The following is a 19,342-nucleotide window of genomic DNA, read 5'->3' on the forward strand; positions in this document are numbered from 1 at the left end:
GCGGCATTTTAATTGTTTCATTTTCGCTGTACTCTTCAACTGAACGTTAAAGTGATGCATCATCTCCTACCTATAAAAGTAGACAACGAATACGCTCCGCATCATCCCCCAACAATAATAGTGGACAACGATCAGGTTCCGCATCATCCCCCAACAATAATAGTGGACAACGATCAGGTTCCGCATCATCCCCCAACAATAATAGTAGACAACGATCAGGTTCCGCATCATCCCCCAACAATAATAGTGGACAACGATCAGGTTCCGCATCATCCCCCAACAGTAATAGTGGACAACGATCAGGTTTTGCATCATCCCCTAACAATAATAGTGGACAACGATCAGGTTCTGCATCATCTCCTAACATTAGTAGTAGACAATGATCAAGCACAGCAGCCTCTCTAAACATCAAGAGCATATACGGCCAAGTTTGGCATCCTCTTCTAGCCTTAGGAGGCTTCAACAACAATCGGATTCTGCAAAAGTGCAGGATATTTTTGAAATGAACATGGATTGAAGGGGAATTCTGCAAATATGCAGGATTATTCTTCATTTTTGACTAAAAAGTGGGTTAATGTTCATATATCCTGCACAATCGCATAATTTTGCTAAAATGTCGGCGAAACAGGGTAAAGAAGATGTATTATCGCAGGAATTTTCTTCGCAACAACAACTCCCAGTACCATCTGCTCGGATTAGCGCGGTCTGCGCGAGGCAGGCCGATTTCGTCTTCTTCTTGCACCGTTAGAGGAGGAGCTGCCGCTGTTGCTGGGCCTGCGCCGTCTTCTAGGGCGTGAAGAGCTGCTGCTTTGCTGCGAGGAGCTAGATTTATTTTTGCTGCCAAAGGAACCAAAAAACACTTTGACAAGCGGTGCCATTTGCGAAACGCTGCTCACGATTTTTTGCGCTTTCGTAACCGTAGTTAATATACCGTCCAGTCCGCCCATCCGATCGACAAAGCCTTTAATTTCAGTTAGATTCGTAAGTTTTGACAGGTTCAACCCGCCTAACAGTCCGCCTCCTGAAGGCTTTGGCTGATGTTGTACGGGCAGTTGTGCAGGAGGCTGCGGCGGATAGGCTGGCAGCATGCTCTGATGCTCTATCGGATGCTGATCATGCTGTCTGCGCACAGTCGTGCTGGATTGCGTCGGAGCCTGTTGGTATATGATATGATCATTGGACATAGCTGATGAAGTGCTTCTATGCATCGCAGGTTGGTTCATTTCACTGAGCATAGGTCTGCGCGGAGTATTAGGCAGAGTTTCACGGTTGCCGACACCGAGCTGATTGGAATGATTCAAACGGATCACAACCCTTTTTTTAATAGTCTATGGCACAGAGTGCAGCTTCGATTGGACGATTGTCACGATTTTTAATAAATAAATAGTTAAATGCCGTTATAAAATGGTGCAGCTGTACCTTCTCAGTTGATAATAAGCATACAAGCTGATAGCAGCAGGGTAACAAATATGTTATGCTTCAATAAATTTATAAATCAACAGAGCTGTAAGCAACAACAAATATTTATGATGAATCACAGTTCGAATTCTGTTCTTCTGCTCGGTAAAGCGTGAATACGGTAATGTTTGAAATTAGCTTAAAAAACCAGTACAATATAAACAATAAGGCTGTACTAGGGGAGTGAGTTCAAATGCAATTAAAAAAGCTTAATGATAAAGCGGTAGATCAGCTTTTTGAAGCGATACTTACATTAAAGTCCGTTGAGGAATGTTACATATTTTTTGATGATTTGTGTACCGTAAATGAGATCCAATCTTTATCACAGCGCCTGGAAGTAGCCCGCATGCTTGGAAAAGGCAACACCTACAACCAGATCGAGGCTGAAACCGGTGCAAGCACGGCAACCATATCTCGCGTGAAGCGCTGTTTGAATTATGGCAACGATGGGTATAAAATGGCTTTAGACCGTATTGAGAAATAAAGAAGACATAATAAGGTAACAGCTGCCTGTCTTGTTCGCTCATTCGTGGGTGAAGGACAGGTTTTTTTAGAAAGTATAAATAAATAGATGTGTGTTAAGACCAATGGTTACAACGGAAAAAAAGGTATGACTGGTTTTATATACAAGGAGGAGTCGCGATGAGTATTAAACGGGCAAGGCTGATCTATAATCCCTCTTCGGGTAGAGAGGAAATGAGAAAGCGGCTCCCGGATATTTTGCAAAAGCTTGATCGTGGCGGTATTGAAGTGAGCTGTTATGCTACATCTGGTGAAGGTGACGCTACACTCGCAGCTTCTGAGGCGGTAGAACGCGGCTATGATATGATTATTGCTGCAGGCGGCGATGGTACATTATATGAGGTCATTAACGGAATCGCTAATAAAGAAAACCGGCCTCCGCTAGGCATTTTGCCAGTGGGAACGACTAATGACTTTGCAAGAGCAATGGGTATCCCGAAAAATTGGGAGTATGCCTGCGATCTTATTATTTCGCAATATACGAAGGCTATTGATGTTGGTATGGCCAATGATCGTTACTTTATTAATATAGCCGGCGGCGGCTCGTTGACAGAGCTCACCTATGATGTGCCAAGCAAGCTGAAAACGATGGTGGGACAGCTCGCCTATTATATGAAAGGGATGGAGAAGATGACGCGGCTTCGTCCTACGGAATTGATCATTGAAGCGGAAGGCATTGGAAAATTTCATGATGAGTTTATGATGTTTCTAATCTGCAACAGCAACTCTGTAGGCGGCTTTGAGCGGTTGGCTCCAGATTCCTTGCTAGATGATGGACTTCTGGATGTATTGCTGATCAGCAAGTGCAATTTGGCAGAGTTTATTAGACTTGTTACATTAGCGCTGCGCGGCGAGCATCTGAACGATCCGCATGTTATTCATTTCAGAACGCGTGAGATGAAGGTGACAACACCAGATTACGTACAAATTAACTTAGACGGAGAGTACGGCGGACTTCTGCCATGTACCTTCTCGGTGCTGCCATCTCATTTGCAAATTTTCGCAGACGAGATGGGCGTGTCGACTTATCGGTAAAGTAAAACAATATGTACAGCCGAATCGATACATGAAAAATAACGACAGCCTTCGATAATATGAAATTGATTCATTGATGCTTTAATAAAGCAGAGCGGAGATTCATTATGAACAACAGAAATAAGCGTGGTAAAGCTGCTAAAAACAGCAGAAAACCGGATACGGAAAAAAACATAAATATTACCCAAAGCAAATCAATCGGTAATACGAAATCGGACAAAGGGCAGCCAAATAAGCAGGGCAGAAGCAAGCACAGCTTCAAGCAAAACGGAAGCAAAAATCAGACTGCCCAGCACCAATTTGCTGACCGAAACGGTGACGAAAATCAAATTAGCCGGAATCAGACCGCTAAGTCCAAAAGTGGCCCAAATAAGCCTGTTCGGATTCATGGACGTCAAGGAAATCGACGAGCCGAGGGTGCTTCCAGCCGTAAAGGAAACGGAATACCGGAAGGCTTAGAGACAAATGTGACAATTGATATTATCGACTTGACACATGAAGGCCTTGGGGTAGGCAGGTATGAAGGCTTTACCTTGTTCGTACATGGTGCGCTGCCAGGAGAGCGTGTTCGTGCCCGGATTAAGCATGCGAAGAAGCAGTATGGTTATGCTGAATTAGAAGAAATCATAACGGCTAGCCCGGAGCGGATAAGCCCTCATTGTCAATTGTTTGACCAGTGCGGCGGCTGCCAGCTGCAGCATTTGAGCTATGATGCGCAATTGGCGTGGAAGCGGCGGCATGTCATTGATAATTTGGTGCGGATTGGAAAGCTGGAGGTTGCGGGAGCAGGTCATACAGAGACGAATGCTAATCGCGCGGATTCACATACTGGCCATCATGAGGGTATCGTTGTGCATCCAACGATTGGCATGCAGGAGCCATGGCGCTATCGGAATAAGGCGGCTGTTCCTGTAGGTCAGGATGAGCAATCAGGCGAGCTGATTGCAGGGTTTTATGCCCGTGGCAGCCATCGTATTATTGATATGGACGATTGCTTGATTCAGGATTCTCGCAACGATGAAGCTGTTCGAATCGTCAAACGCTTAGGGCGAGAGTTTGGCATTTTACCGTACAACGAGAAGTCAGGTCAGGGACTGCTGCGCCATGTCATGGTTCGAACGGGTGTCGTAACAGAAGAAATGATGATCGTACTCGTAACTAACGGTCGCAAGCTTCCACATGTATCCGAATGGATCGAACGTATCCGTGCAGAGCTGCCTGAAGTGCAAGGTATCGTGCAAAATATTAATGAGCGCAATACTAATGTCATATTTGGCGATGAAACCATTACGCTATGGGGCAACGATGTCATTTATGATGAACTGGACGGCGTTCGATTTGCTATATCTGCACGCTCCTTCTACCAAGTCAATCCAATTCAAACTGTAGCCCTGTACCGTAAAGCAGTCGAGTATGCTGGTTTAACAGGCTCGGAAAAAGTCATCGATGCTTATTGTGGCATTGGAACAATTTCCTTGTTTTTGGCCCGCTATGCCAAGCATGTGTATGGGGTAGAGATTGTACCTGAAGCTATAGAGGATGCCAAGCGCAATGCAGCGCTGAACGATATCAACAATGCCACCTTTGAAGCGGGGCCTGCTGAGGTCGTTATTCCTCGCTGGCGCAAGGAAGGCATCGAAGCTGATATCATCGTTGTCGATCCGCCGCGCAAGGGCTGCGATCAAGAGCTGCTGGATACGATTATTGCTATGAAGCCAGAGCGAGTCGTCTACGTGAGCTGCAACCCTTCGACGCTGGCACGTGATTTGCGTGTGCTGGAGGATGGAGGATTTAAGACGAAGGAAGTGACGCCGGTGGATATGTTTCCACATACAACACATATTGAGAACGTCTGTCAGTTGATTTATAAGGGCTTAGAGTAAGTGCTTAGGGGAGTTGGGGAAGAAATGGGGACGCGAGCTAATTCGCGTCCCCATTTCAAATATTATTTGGTGTTTGCTGGATACATTTGCATCCGATGGAGATCGATAATCATGTTGCCGGTTTTAAGAATATCCAAACCAATCAGTCCGTTTATGCTGCTTATATCGTCATGGAAAACGCCAAAGTCTAACGAGATATCATGTAGGATTAAATCGCCAAGCTGGATTTGATTAACCTGCTTACGGAATGAATACTCATCGCCACCAATTCCGATGCTTCGAACCAATCTATCTCCGTTTTCAAATTTGATGCCGATCTCTGATACGACATCGGAGGAAAGAAGGGAGTGTGCCGCGCCAGTATCAATCACTAAGTTATCTATTGTTAGTGAACGGTCTTTATAGCAAATTGTGATGGAGGCTTGAAGTAAGTTATCGACTAATTCTATCAGCATCTTATCGATTCCTGTATAGAGGATTTTTTCTAAGCTCTATAGCTATTTTTTCTTGGCCTGTATGATAGACGATGTTGTTATCTCTGCATTTTAACAGTTCCTTGGTTGCTTCATCTGGATCTTGAATTGCTTTGATCAAAGCTACCTCGTCTACGTATTGCGTGCAATCTTCTGTATGAGAATTTAGGATTTCGAGAAGCACATATTGATCGGGGTAAATATTACGAACCTCTTGCCATTGCATAGGATAACACCTCGCTAACGCTTATTTTCTCTTTTTAATTATACCATAGTCTTGGTAGTTAAAGAGTGTGGAGTATGGTTCATCTTATTATTGCCTAGTAGACAAAATGGACTCGAACTTATCAGCAGCAGCTTAATCAGCAGAACGGAGAACGAATCCATAGGTGTTCATTGTTACTTAAATATTCCCGTGGCCAAGTCGTTCAGAAATGCCGGAGTGTATGGAATTTGATATACCTTAAATTATTTTTCTTGAGGAAGGCACGAAACCATAAGTATGGTTTCTCCTGATGAAATGCTTTGCCGTCTTCATGGCAGAACATGAAATTGCGTTCACCGCCTTGCCTCCTATCTCCGATCTTTTCCCGTTCGTCAAGTTTGTGCCAGCATGGAAGGCGGGAGGGCACCTTTCGTTTTGAACTTTTGGTTTTAGGTTCCTTGACATGGGCAATACCTCCTGGGGAAATTGAAACGCTTTGTGTAATGCTAAGAACTCCTGTTTCCCAGTCAATACTTGGCTTCCCATTCTTCTACAAACGCCTTAAAGGTCATCTTTTCCGGCACAATATACTCTCCAGCTTCGACTTCTATCCTAAATTTGACCAACTCTTGATTGAGTTTGTAATGTAGGGTCCATACCCGTATCGATGTAGGTTAACACATCATTCATTCCCGCTTTTTCAAACGTCTGTTTCAGTAAGCCCATGTCGAATGTATTTTTCCCAAATATAAACTTTTGATATCAGCAATACAAAAGACACCCGAGAGCAATTATCCTCACTCTTAGGTGTCTTTATTTTGCACTGCAGAACCTTTATCTTTTTCCATTTTATTTACAATTACCGCTTCGGTTATCAGGAACACAGCCGCAACGGATGCCGCGTTCTGCAGAGTAGAGCGAGTTGCCTTATAGTTTTATGTCGAAATAAAGTTTCATAATAAAATATGTTTGTGAAATTTATTGACGAAACATTCGAATTTGTATAATATTCAGATAAGATCCTCTGTGCGTTTTAAGCTGTCGAAGTTAAGAGCTTGTGAAACAGAGAGAAAACAAATTACTTTATAGGGAGGGATGAGGAACAGGAATAGGCGAATCTATTCAGTGGGCTTGTAGCGAAATACCAAAATTAATATAAGGGGCAGTGAAAATGAATCGTTTATCTGCGCGTTGTAAAGCAATATGCAGCAGGATGCTTATAGTTTTAATGCTAACATCCATGTTACCTGCTATTCATGTTTCAGCGGCGGGGGTTACTCCTCCAGATTCAGATGCATGGACACCATATCAAAAGTACTTAAACTCGGATGTTTCTAAGAAGGAAGATATGCGTGCGACCTGGATTGTAACCGTTTACAATTCGGATTGGCCATCCTCAGCATCGTTAGCTATTACTGATCCTGCAGCGAGGGTGGAAAAGCAAAAGCAAGAACTAAGTAATATCTTGGATGCGGCAGTTGCCAGCAATCTGAATGCAGTTATGTTTCAGGTTCGCTCATCTTCCGATGCGCTTTATAAATCTGATCTAGTTCCCTGGTCAGTAGTTATGACAGGGACACCAGGCGGTGATCCAGGCTTTGACCCGCTTGAATATGCAATAGAGGAAGCGCACAAGCGCGGAATAGAGCTGCACGCATGGTTTAATCCCTATCGTGCTGCAACTGCGGTAAATGATGCCATGGTTGCTCAACTCAAGGAACTGCCAAAGAGTATTTTCAACACTCATTTTGATTGGATTAAAAAAGCCTACGATGGTGTGTACGTAGTAGATCCAGGTATACCTGAAGCACAAGCATGGATAGTGGATAGCGTTATGGAAGTTGTTAATAATTATGATATTGACGGCGTTCATTTCGATGACTATTTCTACCATGAGGGCAAAGCCTATGATTATGATGACACTGCTACATTTGAAAAGTATAAGGGCGGCTTTACAGACAGAGGCGATTGGCGAAGAAATAATACGTACAAGCTTATCAGCGATCTTTCCCAAGAAATTCGTTCAGCAAAACCCTGGGTACAGTTTGGAATAAGCCCTGCTGGCATGTGGGCTAATATTAAAGACGGGCATGCTAACGGTTCTCCAACTGCCGGAGGCGGACCAAACTATGATAGGAGCTTTGCAGATACATTAAGATGGGGGAACGAAGGGCTGATTGACTACCTGACCCCACAGGTTTACTGGCCATTTGGCCGTGATGTGGCTCCCTACGGTGTAATAGCAACTTGGTGGGCAGATCACCTTACAAATTCCAATACAAAGCTTTATATGGGTATGGGATTGTATAGGGTAAATGATACAACCAATTCAACTGAAACAGGATTTTTAGATCCCTTTGCCAAAGAAGAGATTATCAGGGAGATACAGCTCAATACAAACTATATAAGTGAAATTACAGGCCGCGGGATCGATGGTTCATTCCTATACCAGGGCAGCAATATTGTTCCAGGTTCAAGAATTTATAAAAAGGAAGCTGTAGAAGAGGGAGTAAGAACGGCTTGGGCGAATAAGGCTATAGCTCCAAAATCAATCTGGAAGAGCAGCGTTGCTCCAGCCATGCCTACAAACGTTACTGCTGAGGCCGTAGATGGCGTTACACAAGTTACATGGACATCTAATGATGAAACAGGCAGCACAGCATATTATGTCATTTATAGATTTGCACAGGATGAAAATGTTGATACATCAGATTCAACAAAAATAATTGCAGTTGTTGGTAAAACTGTTGATAGTGACGGTAAAGATATAACAAGTTATACCGATACAGCTGTATCAGATCCAAGTAAGGTACAGTATGTAGTCACTGCACTTGACCGCCTTCAGAACGAGAGCTCGCCAAATGCACCGGCACCGGTCAGTGCAATCGATGCGAACATTACTACTGCAGTCGGTACAGCCCCGGTTCTTCCGGTATCTGTAAAGGTTAATATGACATCAGGTACTCCAGTTAATATGATGGTAAAGTGGGACAAGATAACTGACCCTAATCTTTATTCCGCTGCCGGAAATAGCTTTGATGTAACCGGGAAAGTTATTCATACTAACGGAACACTAACAGAAATGACTGTTAAAGCACATGTTTCAGTTGTTGCACCGGCTATAAAATATATTAATCCTGTTATTGTAAGAACAGAACAAAATACGGCTCCGGTATTTCCAGCTACTGTAGATGTAATATATACAGACAATACAGTTTCGTCACTTCCTGTTTTATGGGAAACACCCAATCCTGAAGATTATAAAAACGCCGCACCTTTCAATGAATACAGAAATCCAAGTGTGAAAGGCATACAGGGAACCGTTGATGGAACAAATCTAAAAGCAGAAGGCAATTATATCGTATATCCGGCAGTTAACTTATATGCACCCATAGCTGTTAATACTCGGGTGGGAATACCTCCAATACTTCCCCCTAGCGTTAATGCCACATACACTGACGGTACTAGCTCAAGTGTAGCCGTAGTCTGGGATGATATTCCGGCAGCAAACTACGCTAGTACTAATACCTTTACTGTAAACGGAACAGTTGAAGGAGCCGCAATGAAGGTAGAAGCTGCGGTCACTGTCGAAAGGGCTGTAGACATAGTAAGCATTGATCCGGTATATGTGAAGACAGGTATCGGCGTAGCACCAAAGCTTCCAAGTACGGTTAAGGTAACTTATGATGATGGCACAAAGGACACTGTTTTAATAACCTGGCCAAGTGTGGATCCGGCTGTTACCTTATCAACACACAGATTTACGGTTACAGGGACAATAAACGGTACATCCACTAATGTTACAGCTACAGTTGAAGTTGCTGCAGTTATCGTGCTGGACGACTTTGAAAATGGGGTCGTTAACAGTGGTGCTGCCCAAAGCATGATGAAGTGGACAGGAGACAGTGTCAGCAGCACACCACCGACTTTGTCCTATGATACCGCTATAAAGCATAGCGGAAACAGTTCTTTGAAGGTTGACTATAAGTTATCCAAAGTTGCAGGTACTGCAAGCGCCTATGTTCGTCCGAACCAAGGTACGGGCATTGTGTTTAAACCCGGGGAAGTACCGCAAAAGATAGGTTTCTGGGTATATGGAAATAATGTTCAAACTTTTGCTCTAAGGGCAGAGTTCCGTGCTGGAATTACTACTGGTTCCACTAATACAAATCAAAACATTTCTAACACGCTGAATTTTACTGGATGGAAGTACCTGGAGTACCCTGTGGCTCCCTCCTATCAAACTACGGGCCTTACTATAACACTTATGCCCGGTATTATTGCCACATCATCCAATGATAAGGTGGACAGCACAATTTATATAGATGATCTTGTGGCTGTTTATGGAAGTGAAACAAAGGATACAGCAGAAATAAGCGGGGCAATTGCAGCTGCGCAAAGCCTTTATGACAGCACAACTGCCGGTACTGGCAACGGGCAGTATCCTTTATCAGAGCGCATAGGGCTTCATGCTGCTATCGATGCTGCAGCTAGTGTGATGAACAATCCGGCAGCCGTTATGGCAGATATGTATAGTGCTACCGATTTGCTTAACTCAGCAGTGGATGCCTATATGGCTGCACAGATTGTAAGCGAGCGACATCAGATCATAGAGGACTATGAAGACCATGGCAGCGGAAAGAGCATGGTTGACTGGGTTAATGATGGAGGAAGCACTAGGCCCACTATTTCCTATACCAATGATCCCAATTATGTGAAAAACGGAAATCGATCATTTAAGATTGATTATAATTTTGCGGGAACTAGTGGAACAGCCAGCGCTTATATAAAAGGTGCATCCTACCCTAACCCAAAATTGAAATTTACCGGAGACAATACACCAAACAAAATTGGTTTTTGGCTTTATGGGAATGATGAGACGATTTTCAGCTTACGTGCAGAGGTAAGAAAGGCAGACGGTTCTTCACCTACTACTGCCAATTTCTTACCAGCCAATTCAGTGATGAAATCAGGCTGGAATTTTGTAACCTATGATGTACCACAAGCAACTTTTAATGCATCAACTGGCCTTTTACTAAACATTATGCCTGGATTAGTTGAAACCTCTGCTAATGGCAGAGTAAACAGTACGATCTACATTGATGACCTTACTGCAATATATAATATTACTCCGGCTGCAACATTAAATAAAACAGCACTGATAGGAGCTATTGCAACTGCAAAATCCCTGCTACTTGGTGCAGTGGAAGGAACACAGGGAGGTCAGTACCCTATTGGCTCCATAGCAGATTTGAATGATGCTCTCATTGCTGCACAATCTTTGGTAAGCAGCACAGTACAGTCAGATATTGATCGTGCAGCAGAAATATTAAATGCTGCAGTCAATACCTTTAAAACATCACAAATTCCGCTAATAGATTTACAGGGTTTAAAAGCTGCGATAGATGCCGCAGAGGCAAAGCATGATATTGCAGTTGAAGGAGCACTGCCAGGACAATATCAAAGCGGAGCCAAGGCAGCACTGCAAGCTGCAATAGATGCAGCAAACACAGTATATAACAATGCGGGTGCAACACAAGGAGAGGTTGAGGCGGCAAAAACGGCCTTAGCACAAGCAGTTGCTGATTTTGACGGAAAGGTGGTTCCACCTTTAGTGACAATTGATTTAGAGGCTGCAATAGCAAAGGCTAAAGCTCTGCATGATGGAGCAGCTGCAGGAACAGAACCCGGACAATATCCACAAGGGGCAATTGATGATTTGGCATCGGCCATAACAGCTGCAACAACGGCTAAAGCTGATGCAGAAACTCAGACAGATATTGATCGTATATTAAACGATCTAAATGCTGCAATTAAGGCTTTTGAGGCTGCAATGGTTCCATTAAATGTTGATAAAACTGAACTGAATGATGCTATAGCAGATGCACAGGCTAAGGTTAATTCAACAGTAGTAGGGACACTTGGCGGACAGTATCCGCAAAATGCAAGAACTGCTGTTACAACCGCAATTGCAGCAGCACAAGCAGTTTTAGGCGATATTCATGCTGAGCAGGATGCTATTGATGCTGCTGTAGCCGCATTAAATACAGAAGTTGCAAAATATTTTGCAGCACGAATAGCAGCACCATGGGATAAGTATAATGTTCCAGAGGAAACACCGGTAAACAAACGTGAGATGCGTGCTGCCTGGATAAGCACTGTTGTTAATATTGACTGGCCATCCACGGACTCATGGAAGATTGAAGACACACAAGCTCGTGCGGTGGCGCAAAAAGCAGACCTTATCAAAATTCTTGATGATCTTGCAGAAACAGGCGCCAATGCAGTCATGTTCCAGGTAAGGCCGACATCAGATGCATTTTATAAATCAGAGCTTGCACCATGGTCATACTGGCTGACAGGAAAACAGGATGTTGATCCGGGATTTGACCCGCTGCAGTTCGCCATTGAAGAAGCACACAAGAGAAATCTCGAACTGCATGCGTGGGCTAACCCATACCGCGTTTCCATGCCGGCGGCAATGTATATGGACGAATCAGGAAAGCCTTTACCAGACTTAAAGGCAGTAGGAGATATGTTGAGCAAGGTGCCTGATAGTATCTATGCCAAGCATCCGGAATGGATAAAGGTTGGCACAAGCCGCTATGTCCTTGACCCAGGAATTCCAGAAGCTGCGAAATATGTTGAAGACGCCGTTATGGAAATAGTTGAGAATTACGATATAGACGGAATACACTTTGACGATTATTTCTATGTTGGCAGCAATGGCGGTTTTGATGCCGGGTATAGTGATCAGAGCACATATGATACCTATGCCGACAAAACTGAGTTTCCGAAGATTGAGGATTGGCGCAGAAATAACACCTATACACTGGTTAAAAATCTGCATAATAGAATAAATGCAGCAAAGCCGTGGGTTAAATTTGGGATTAGCCCGGCAGGTGTATGGGGCAACAAGAAAGACGGACATCCGGATGGTTCTGAAACTTCGGCCGGAATACCAAACTATGACCGTGCTTATGCAGATACTAAGAAGTGGGTTTTAGAAGAAATAATCGACTATATAACCCCACAGGTGTATTGGACATTTAATAATTCAGCTGCAGGGTATGGAGTTGTTACATCATGGTGGTCTGACTTGCTTCAAAACAACCCTGATGTACGAACACAGCTATATATTGGTGTAGGTTTTTACTGGCTAAATCCTGTTGAAGGAACTACTGATAAGTATTGGAATACCCTGGGTGTTGGGGATCAGGAAATTGCACGCCAGCTTAAATTTAACGCTGCAAACCCTAAGATAGACGGTACTATGATTTTTACGTATAACTCATTAAAAGTTAATTCTCCTAACGCTATTTCTGCTGCATCGCTGATTAAGAATGACTTATGGGCTAACAAAGCCCTTATGCCGGCAATGCCGTGGAAAGGTGGAGTAGCACCTGAAGCTCCGGTATTAGTAAGTGCAGCATTTGAAGACGGAAGCAATACAATTAGCTGGCAGGATAATGATGAAAATACAGCATACTATGCCGTTTATCGTTTTGAAGATAATGAGGCTGTAGACATTAACAATCCTGTTAAATTGATTGCTAAAGTTCGTAAGACTGAGACAGGTCTGCAAAGCTATACTGATCATACAGGAAAACCAACAAGTAATTATGTTGTGACAGCATTAAACAGGCTTAGCGATGAAAGTATTCCGTCAAATGAAAGTACTCAATTACCAATAGTTGACACATCTGCATTGGACAGCGAAATAGCAGCAGCTGTGGAACTAATGGATAATGCTGAGGTTGGTACAGAAGCTGGGCAGTATCCACAAGAGGCAATAGATGCCTTAACTGCTGCAGTAACCATTGCATCAGCTATAAAGGCTAATGCAAATACCCAGGAAGAGATTGATCATGCAGTGGAAGGCTTGAAAGCCGCAGTAGAAAGCTTTAAGGCTGCACAAATACCGGATCCGAATGTTAAAGTCGAGGAAGTGAGCCTTGATAAAGAAACGCTTCAATTAAACGTTGGCGATGTTTTCCAATTTAAGGCGACTATCACTCCATCAGGAGCAGCTAATAAGAATGTAACATGGACATCAAGCGATGATGGAATTGCAGCAATTGATAACACCGGTAAGGTTACAGCAATAGCAGAGGGTATAGCTGTTATTACAGTGACAACTGAGGATGGAAATAAAACGGCAACCTCTGTTGTAACTGTAAGCAAACCATCAGAGACAATTGATACAACTGAATTGGACAGCGAAATAGCAGCAGCTGAGGAACTAATGGATCATGCTGAGGTTGGTACAGAAGCTGGGCAGTATCCGCAAGAGGCTATAGATGCCTTAACTGCTGCAGTAACAATCGCATCAGCTGTAAAGATTAATGCAAAGACCCAGGAAGAGATTGATCGTGCAGTGGAAGACTTGAAAGCTGCAGTAGAAAGCTTTAAGGCTGCACAAATACCGGATCCGAATGTTGAAGTCGAGGAAGTGAGCCTTGATAAAGAAACACTTCAATTAAATGTTGGAGATGTATTCCAATTAAAGGCGACGATCACTCCATCAGATGCAGCTAATAAGAATGTAACATGGACATCAAGCAATGATGGAATTGCAGCAATTGATAACACCGGTAAGGTTACAGCAATAGCAGAGGGTACAGCTGTTATCACAGTGACGACTGAGGATGGACATAAAACTGCAACCTCTGTTGTAACTGTAAGCAAACCATCAGAGACAATTGATACAACTGAATTGGATAATCAAATACAAATAGCTGCAGATTTAAGAGACACGGCAAGAATCGGTACAAATCCCGGGCAGTATCCGCAAAGTGCAAAGGATGCCTTGGAAGCTGCGATAGCAGCTGCATCAACTGCCAAAGTGGACGCAAAGACCCAGGAAGACATCGATAGTGCAGTGGAAGGCTTGAAAGCCGCAGTAGAAAGCTTTAAGGCTGCAAAAATACCGGTACCTCAAGTGATATATGTTCCGATACATGTTACAGGTGTAAGTCTCGATAAGCAGACATTGGAACTGAATATTGGTGATGAATCCCAGCTGACAGCAGCTATTAGCCCAAGTAATGCTGACTTTAGGCAGGTGACATGGAAATCCAGCAACGAAAATGTTGCAATTGTTGATAGTGCAGGCAGAGTTGTAGCAAAAGGCAGCGGCACAGCAATAATCACAGTAACAACCACAGATGGAAATATGACTGCAACTTGCGTTGTAAATGTAAGTGCTCCGGTAACCGAAGAAGAGGAAACTAAGCCTGAAGAGAATGTTGAAGTCAAATTTAGCGACATTCTAGGCCACTGGGCGGAAGCAAGTATTAAACTTGCAGCAGCTAAGGGCATTATTAGCGGCTATGCTGACGGCACATTCAAGCCGAAGAGCGAGGTTACCCGCGCCGAGTTTGCAGTCATGCTGGCTCGTATGCTGAACTTGCAAGGAAACGGAGCCGAGCTGGAGTTTAATGATAAGACAGCCATCGGCTCGTGGGCGACACAAGGCATCGCTCAAGCTGTGCAAGCTGGAATCGTGAAGGGCTACTCCGATGGCAGCTTCAGACCGAACGCGAAGATCAGCCGCGTCGAGATGGTGACGATGATCGTGAATGCGCTTGGTTTCGCCGACAACTCCAAGGCAACAACTGGATTTGCGGATGACGCCGATATCCCGGCATGGGCTAGAGCGGCAGTTGCAGCGGCAGCTGAGAACGGGCTCGTTCAAGGCGTTGGCGGCAACAAGTTCGCTCCGAATCAAACGGCAACAAGAGCCGAGTCGGTGGTCGTTCTGCTTAGAGCGCTAGAGTTCGCAAGTAAATAAAGCTGAAATCGATCAGTAAAACCAGGCCCCCGGCAATTAAGCCGGGGGCCTGGCGATTTCTCAATGAAGCTCAGTTCATCAATAGCAGTAAGGGTCAAAGGCAAGGCAATGGTGCTACACAACGAGAGCTCTGTGATGAAGAAAAGAGGTTGTCCGTGAGGATTAGCCTCTTTTCGTATTTTTTAGAAACACGACATCTTCTTCGAGAGATATCTCTTCCTTACTCAAGGCATGCAGCATCGAATAGAATATCTCTTTTGAGCATCCACAGTGTAGCAGGTTTGTAAAAAATCAAAAAGAGGGAAAAACCTATATACATCGAATGAGTATAAGTACTGAATTGTAATAATGATTAAGGTCAGGGGGAAATTAGAAATGGAGTTAACCCATACTCGCTTGCTAGTGGATTGCTTTAAGGAATGTTTTATTTTTTACCGGGATGTAATGGGATTTGAACCCATTTGGGGAACAGAAGAGGGCAGATATGCCGATTTTAATACAGGTAATACCACACTCGCACTTTATGATAGAAAATCCATGGCTGATGCGATCGACTGTTCTTATTCAGTAAACGATCATTTTAATGATCGGGCAGTAATTGTCTTTCAGGTGAATGATGTAGACAAGGCATTTCTTGAACTGAAGGAGAAAGTCAACTTTATATCGGAGCCGATTTCTAGACAATATGGGATAAGAAGCGTTAATTTCAGAGATCCCGCAGGAAACTTAATCGAGTTGTATCACGAAATTCCAATAGAATAAAAGGTTGTGCAGACAATGGAAGTTTCAAATTACAGGATGGCAGCATTTAAGCTGCCATTCCCTTCAGCCGTTCTTCCAAGAGACGGATCATGCTGCGCAGTACGTCGATATTTTGAAAACATAACGAAAATACTTGGTCGCGCTGCAACTGGAGCAGCACTGTAGCGGTTGCAGCTGTACAGTTGGCGGAGCGGGGGGCGCTGTCAATGATCGCCATCTCGCCAAAGCAGTCTCCCTCTCCAAGAGACGCCAGTGTTGCGCCTCCAACATGAACCGTTACACTGCCTTCAATAATGCCGTACAATGTATCGCCATAATCGCCTTCCAGACAAATATCCTCGCCAGCCTCATAGCGAACCTCGTCTACCATTTGTGCCAGCCGGACGATATCATCCTCCGCCAGATAAGCGAATATTTCCACTTTGCGCAAAATAAGAATGCGCCGAAGCAAAGAGTCATCCTCTTCCGTCACTACACCAAGCATATCGCTGCCCGACTCTATTGCTGTCGCAGTTTGCAATTCCGGTATCTGCGATTCCGATATGGTGTGCTGCCCAGTTGTATGTTGCCGTGCAAGTACTTTGCGCAGACGGGCAGACAGTTGGCGCATCATCTCAATGGCGATATCCGAACGATCAAACATCACTTCGTAGAACGTTTCTGAATCCAGTCGCCACAATACGGTATTCGTTTCAGCCAATGCGTCAGCTGTATGATTATGGTGGACAAGCAGGCCTAACTGACCAAATGCTTCGCCCGGCTGTCTCTCTGCAAGCCGAACGCCTTCGTGATAGATGCCGACTCGACCTTCCGCAACAAGGAATAACATATTGACTTCATCCGTCTCGCGGAAAATATATTCGCCAGCTGACACTTCAAATATCTCCAGTTTTTCTGCTAATATCGATAAGTCCCGACTTGATAGTTTTTGGAATAACGAATAGCTTCGCAGAATATCAATTTGCTTCATAAGTGCTTGAAGTCCGTCGGAAGCGAGCCGATCAGCCGCATAGGCGATTAGTCGATTCAGCCATCGGTCACCTAATGTTTCTAGCCAGCGCAGCTGTCCGGCAATTTGTTCAGCCGTTCGCGCCACCCGTAGCCTGGGGTCTCCGTCATTCATCAGCTTAACCATATGCAAGCGCAGTTGACCACGCACAAGCTGATCAATCAGCTCCATCGCATTGGCTTGTTTGCGGGCATCTCCTCCCGACCAGTTGGCATATACGGCTCGAATCGTTGCGGCATCATGTATGAGCGACAGCAGATGGAAAATGCGTCGAACGGTCTCTTTGCGATGCTGTATCACAAGTTCTGTTATTTCTTCATAACCGGACACAGACAATAAGCCCTCGGTATGTTTGCCAAGCCCCCAATACAGATTCAGCTCTAGTATAATCAGTCCTTCGACAATGCTGTTATATTTGTGATTCGCATGAACATGGCGCTGCAGTCTGACGAGCGACTCTGTCATGGCGTTTCGCATCTCAATACAAGAGCCGCCGTACAAAGAAAGCAGCTTATCAAAAGCGGGAGCTGCCGCCATACGTTCAAATACCTTGGGCAGATGCAGCAGCGGCTGCTCTTGATGAAAATAAGGCTCCAACAGTGCAACAGCCTGCTCAGGCTTGCCGGACGCGAGCGTCTCGATCGCGTCTTTGCGCACTTCTCCGCGTTGAAGCAACGGTACAACGTAAGGAATCAGCTCCGGCGCACGCAACTGTCCGGCCGAGCGAATTGCCTGATGAAGCACCTGCGGCGAGTCGTCTTGCAGCAACGGAATGAGCGGCTTGTGAAATTCACGAATCCCGATGAGTCCGAATAGCTCTGCCACTGCTGCCCGTTCCGCTACATACCGGCTGTCAAGCAATGGCTTCAGTACACTGACCGCACGGAACATGCCTTCGATGCCATAATATTTGATCAGTCCGGCAATTGCGGCAGTTTTCATCGCCAGATGTTTCGATTCCAGTTGTCCGGTAATCAGCTCCAGATGTCGCTCATTGCCGTATGCGGCAAGTGCCATTAAAGCGTGCGCGGAAATATCGGTGTCGCCATGATCCATCAGTGCATACAGTTCGTTTTCCATATTTGCAGGTTTTGTACTGGCGATAATATCGAGTGTGCTAATGACAACTTCTTGTGCGCGGTGGTGGAGCAGACCGGGCAAGTATGGTTCCAGATCGAATCCCTCCAACTCGTGCAGTGTACACAGCGCATAGAGCGCTTGCCGCTGGTCTGCTCCTGTCAACGCCGAAAGCAGCAGTTTCATGCTGGCTGGATGGATAAAGTCCAGCTCCATGCCGTCAAACCGCCGCTCACTGCTCTCCAGTGTAGAAATCAGTGTCTCGACATAGGCGCCGCGCAGCATAATCGCCGATCCAATGCTTATGACGAGCAGACCGACAATAATGTAGCCAAGCTGCTGCGCGGTAAGCTGCGGCGAGAGGAAGATCAGCGCTATGGCTGCCGCGCCTTTGGCTCCGTTGCGCGCCGTTCCATCGAGAAAACCTTTTGCTTGCGAGCGCCACTTGGGCGGCACTGGCAGCATGATGAGCTGGTTGACCGAAGAATTGATCGTATCGCCAACGACTTTGTCGCTGCCCTTCACCAGTACGACCATCGCCAGCACTGGCAACGCCAGTACCCCGATGCTTCCAGCCAGCAGCACAACGGGAAAGACGAGCAATGCCGTCATCACTCCGAATTTGGTCAGTACTTTGCCTGCCACAAAAAACTGCACCGCCAGCGCCAGCAATCCGGTCACACCGTAGAAAGTACCCATAAAACCGGCAAGTGCATCGTTTTGCAGTTCGTCTTTTAATATAACTTTGAATTGATAATCGATTAGTGTAAGCGCCAGCGTCATGGCAGCCAGCATAATCGCGACATGCTTCAGATGGGGAACGTACTGAAACAGTCCCTTGCTCTTTGCTTTGCCGCTGGAACTGGTCGCTGCGTTTTTTACGGGGCGCTGCAGGCTGAATCGTTGTTTCTTCCGTGCCAAATACAGCCTCCGGATTGCCGCTCATTCGGACGAGCAGGAGTACCGCCAGACATGCCGCCAGTTGAAGTGCGCCATAGAAGTAGATGAGATTAGCTGTCCCGACCGCTGCTACTACAGCTTTTATCCCGAAGCCGCTTATAATGCTGCCCACGAGCCCGCCGCTGCCAACTATTCCAATTGTTCGCTTGGCTTTGCGTTGATCGA

At 45.1% G+C, this 19,342-nt stretch carries 9 protein-coding genes and 1 pseudogene; 5 read left to right on the forward strand and 5 right to left on the reverse strand.

The features are described from left to right. Positions 1–695: 695 nt before the first annotated feature. Positions 696–1,301, reverse strand: a complete 606-nt coding sequence (locus ACRRU2_RS12305; protein ID WP_432501977.1) for a hypothetical protein — start codon at positions 1,299–1,301, stop codon at positions 696–698. A gap of 350 nt (positions 1,302–1,651) precedes the next feature. Between ACRRU2_RS12305 and ACRRU2_RS12310 the strand changes: the two genes are divergently transcribed. From ACRRU2_RS12310 to rlmD, 3 genes are all read left to right on the forward strand, one after another. Continuing rightward, positions 1,652–1,942: a YerC/YecD family TrpR-related protein gene (locus ACRRU2_RS12310; protein ID WP_331701149.1), complete on the forward strand. Its 291-nt coding sequence runs from the start codon at positions 1,652–1,654 to the stop codon at positions 1,940–1,942. A gap of 164 nt (positions 1,943–2,106) precedes the next feature. After that, positions 2,107–3,015 carry a diacylglycerol kinase gene (locus ACRRU2_RS12315; protein WP_331701161.1) on the forward strand — a complete coding sequence of 303 codons (909 nt, stop codon included), beginning with the start codon at positions 2,107–2,109 and terminating at the stop codon, positions 3,013–3,015. A gap of 107 nt (positions 3,016–3,122) precedes the next feature. Continuing rightward, positions 3,123–4,898 (forward strand): 23S rRNA (uracil(1939)-C(5))-methyltransferase RlmD, encoded by a 1,776-nt coding sequence (rlmD, locus tag ACRRU2_RS12320; protein ID WP_432501979.1) that lies wholly within the window; start codon positions 3,123–3,125, stop codon positions 4,896–4,898. Between the two features lie 62 nt (positions 4,899–4,960). Here the strand turns inward: rlmD and ACRRU2_RS12325 are convergent, their stop codons facing one another. The 3 genes and pseudogenes from ACRRU2_RS12325 to ACRRU2_RS12335 all read right to left on the reverse strand — a co-directional run. Then, on the reverse strand, positions 4,961–5,353 hold the full coding sequence (locus ACRRU2_RS12325; RefSeq protein ID WP_432501982.1) for a retropepsin-like aspartic protease: 393 nt from the start codon (positions 5,351–5,353) through the stop codon (positions 4,961–4,963). A gap of 1 nt (position 5,354) precedes the next feature. Next, on the reverse strand, positions 5,355–5,597 hold the full coding sequence (locus tag ACRRU2_RS12330; protein WP_331701146.1) for a hypothetical protein: 243 nt from the start codon (positions 5,595–5,597) through the stop codon (positions 5,355–5,357). Positions 5,598–6,379: 782 nt separating this feature from the next. Beyond that, positions 6,380–6,505, reverse strand: a pseudogene (locus ACRRU2_RS12335) (hypothetical protein); the annotation flags it as partial. Positions 6,506–6,804: 299 nt separating this feature from the next. On the opposite strand from ACRRU2_RS12335, the gene ACRRU2_RS12340 reads away from it, so the two are divergent. Then, positions 6,805–15,369: a family 10 glycosylhydrolase gene (locus tag ACRRU2_RS12340; RefSeq protein WP_432501985.1), complete on the forward strand. Its 8,565-nt coding sequence runs from the start codon at positions 6,805–6,807 to the stop codon at positions 15,367–15,369. Positions 15,370–15,744: 375 nt separating this feature from the next. Further along, complete coding sequence (locus tag ACRRU2_RS12345) at positions 15,745–16,131, forward strand: VOC family protein (RefSeq protein WP_432501988.1); 387 nt, start codon at positions 15,745–15,747, stop codon at positions 16,129–16,131. Between the two features lie 46 nt (positions 16,132–16,177). Here ACRRU2_RS12345 and ACRRU2_RS12350 read toward each other — a convergent pair whose 3' ends face one another. Then, positions 16,178–19,138, reverse strand: a complete 2,961-nt coding sequence (locus ACRRU2_RS12350) for an Npt1/Npt2 family nucleotide transporter (RefSeq protein WP_432501991.1) — start codon at positions 19,136–19,138, stop codon at positions 16,178–16,180. Positions 19,139–19,342: the final 204 nt, after the last annotated feature.

The organism is Paenibacillus sp. GXUN7292 (genome assembly GCF_050864975.1).
Lineage (GTDB): Bacteria > Bacillota > Bacilli > Paenibacillales > Paenibacillaceae > Pristimantibacillus.

What these genes read in the sequence shown, in the direction of transcription:
- ACRRU2_RS12325 (WP_432501982.1), bottom strand. Translation starts at nt 5,353, where the DNA reads ATGCTGATAGAATTAGTCGATAACTTACTTCAAGCCTCCATCACAATT.
- ACRRU2_RS12310 (WP_331701149.1), top strand. Translation starts at nt 1,652, where the DNA reads ATGCAATTAAAAAAGCTTAATGATAAAGCGGTAGATCAGCTTTTTGAA.
- rlmD (WP_432501979.1), top strand. Translation starts at nt 3,123, where the DNA reads ATGAACAACAGAAATAAGCGTGGTAAAGCTGCTAAAAACAGCAGAAAA.
- ACRRU2_RS12345 (WP_432501988.1), top strand. Translation starts at nt 15,745, where the DNA reads ATGGAGTTAACCCATACTCGCTTGCTAGTGGATTGCTTTAAGGAATGT.
- ACRRU2_RS12330 (WP_331701146.1), bottom strand. Translation starts at nt 5,597, where the DNA reads ATGCAATGGCAAGAGGTTCGTAATATTTACCCCGATCAATATGTGCTT.
- ACRRU2_RS12340 (WP_432501985.1), top strand. Translation starts at nt 6,805, where the DNA reads ATGCTAACATCCATGTTACCTGCTATTCATGTTTCAGCGGCGGGGGTT.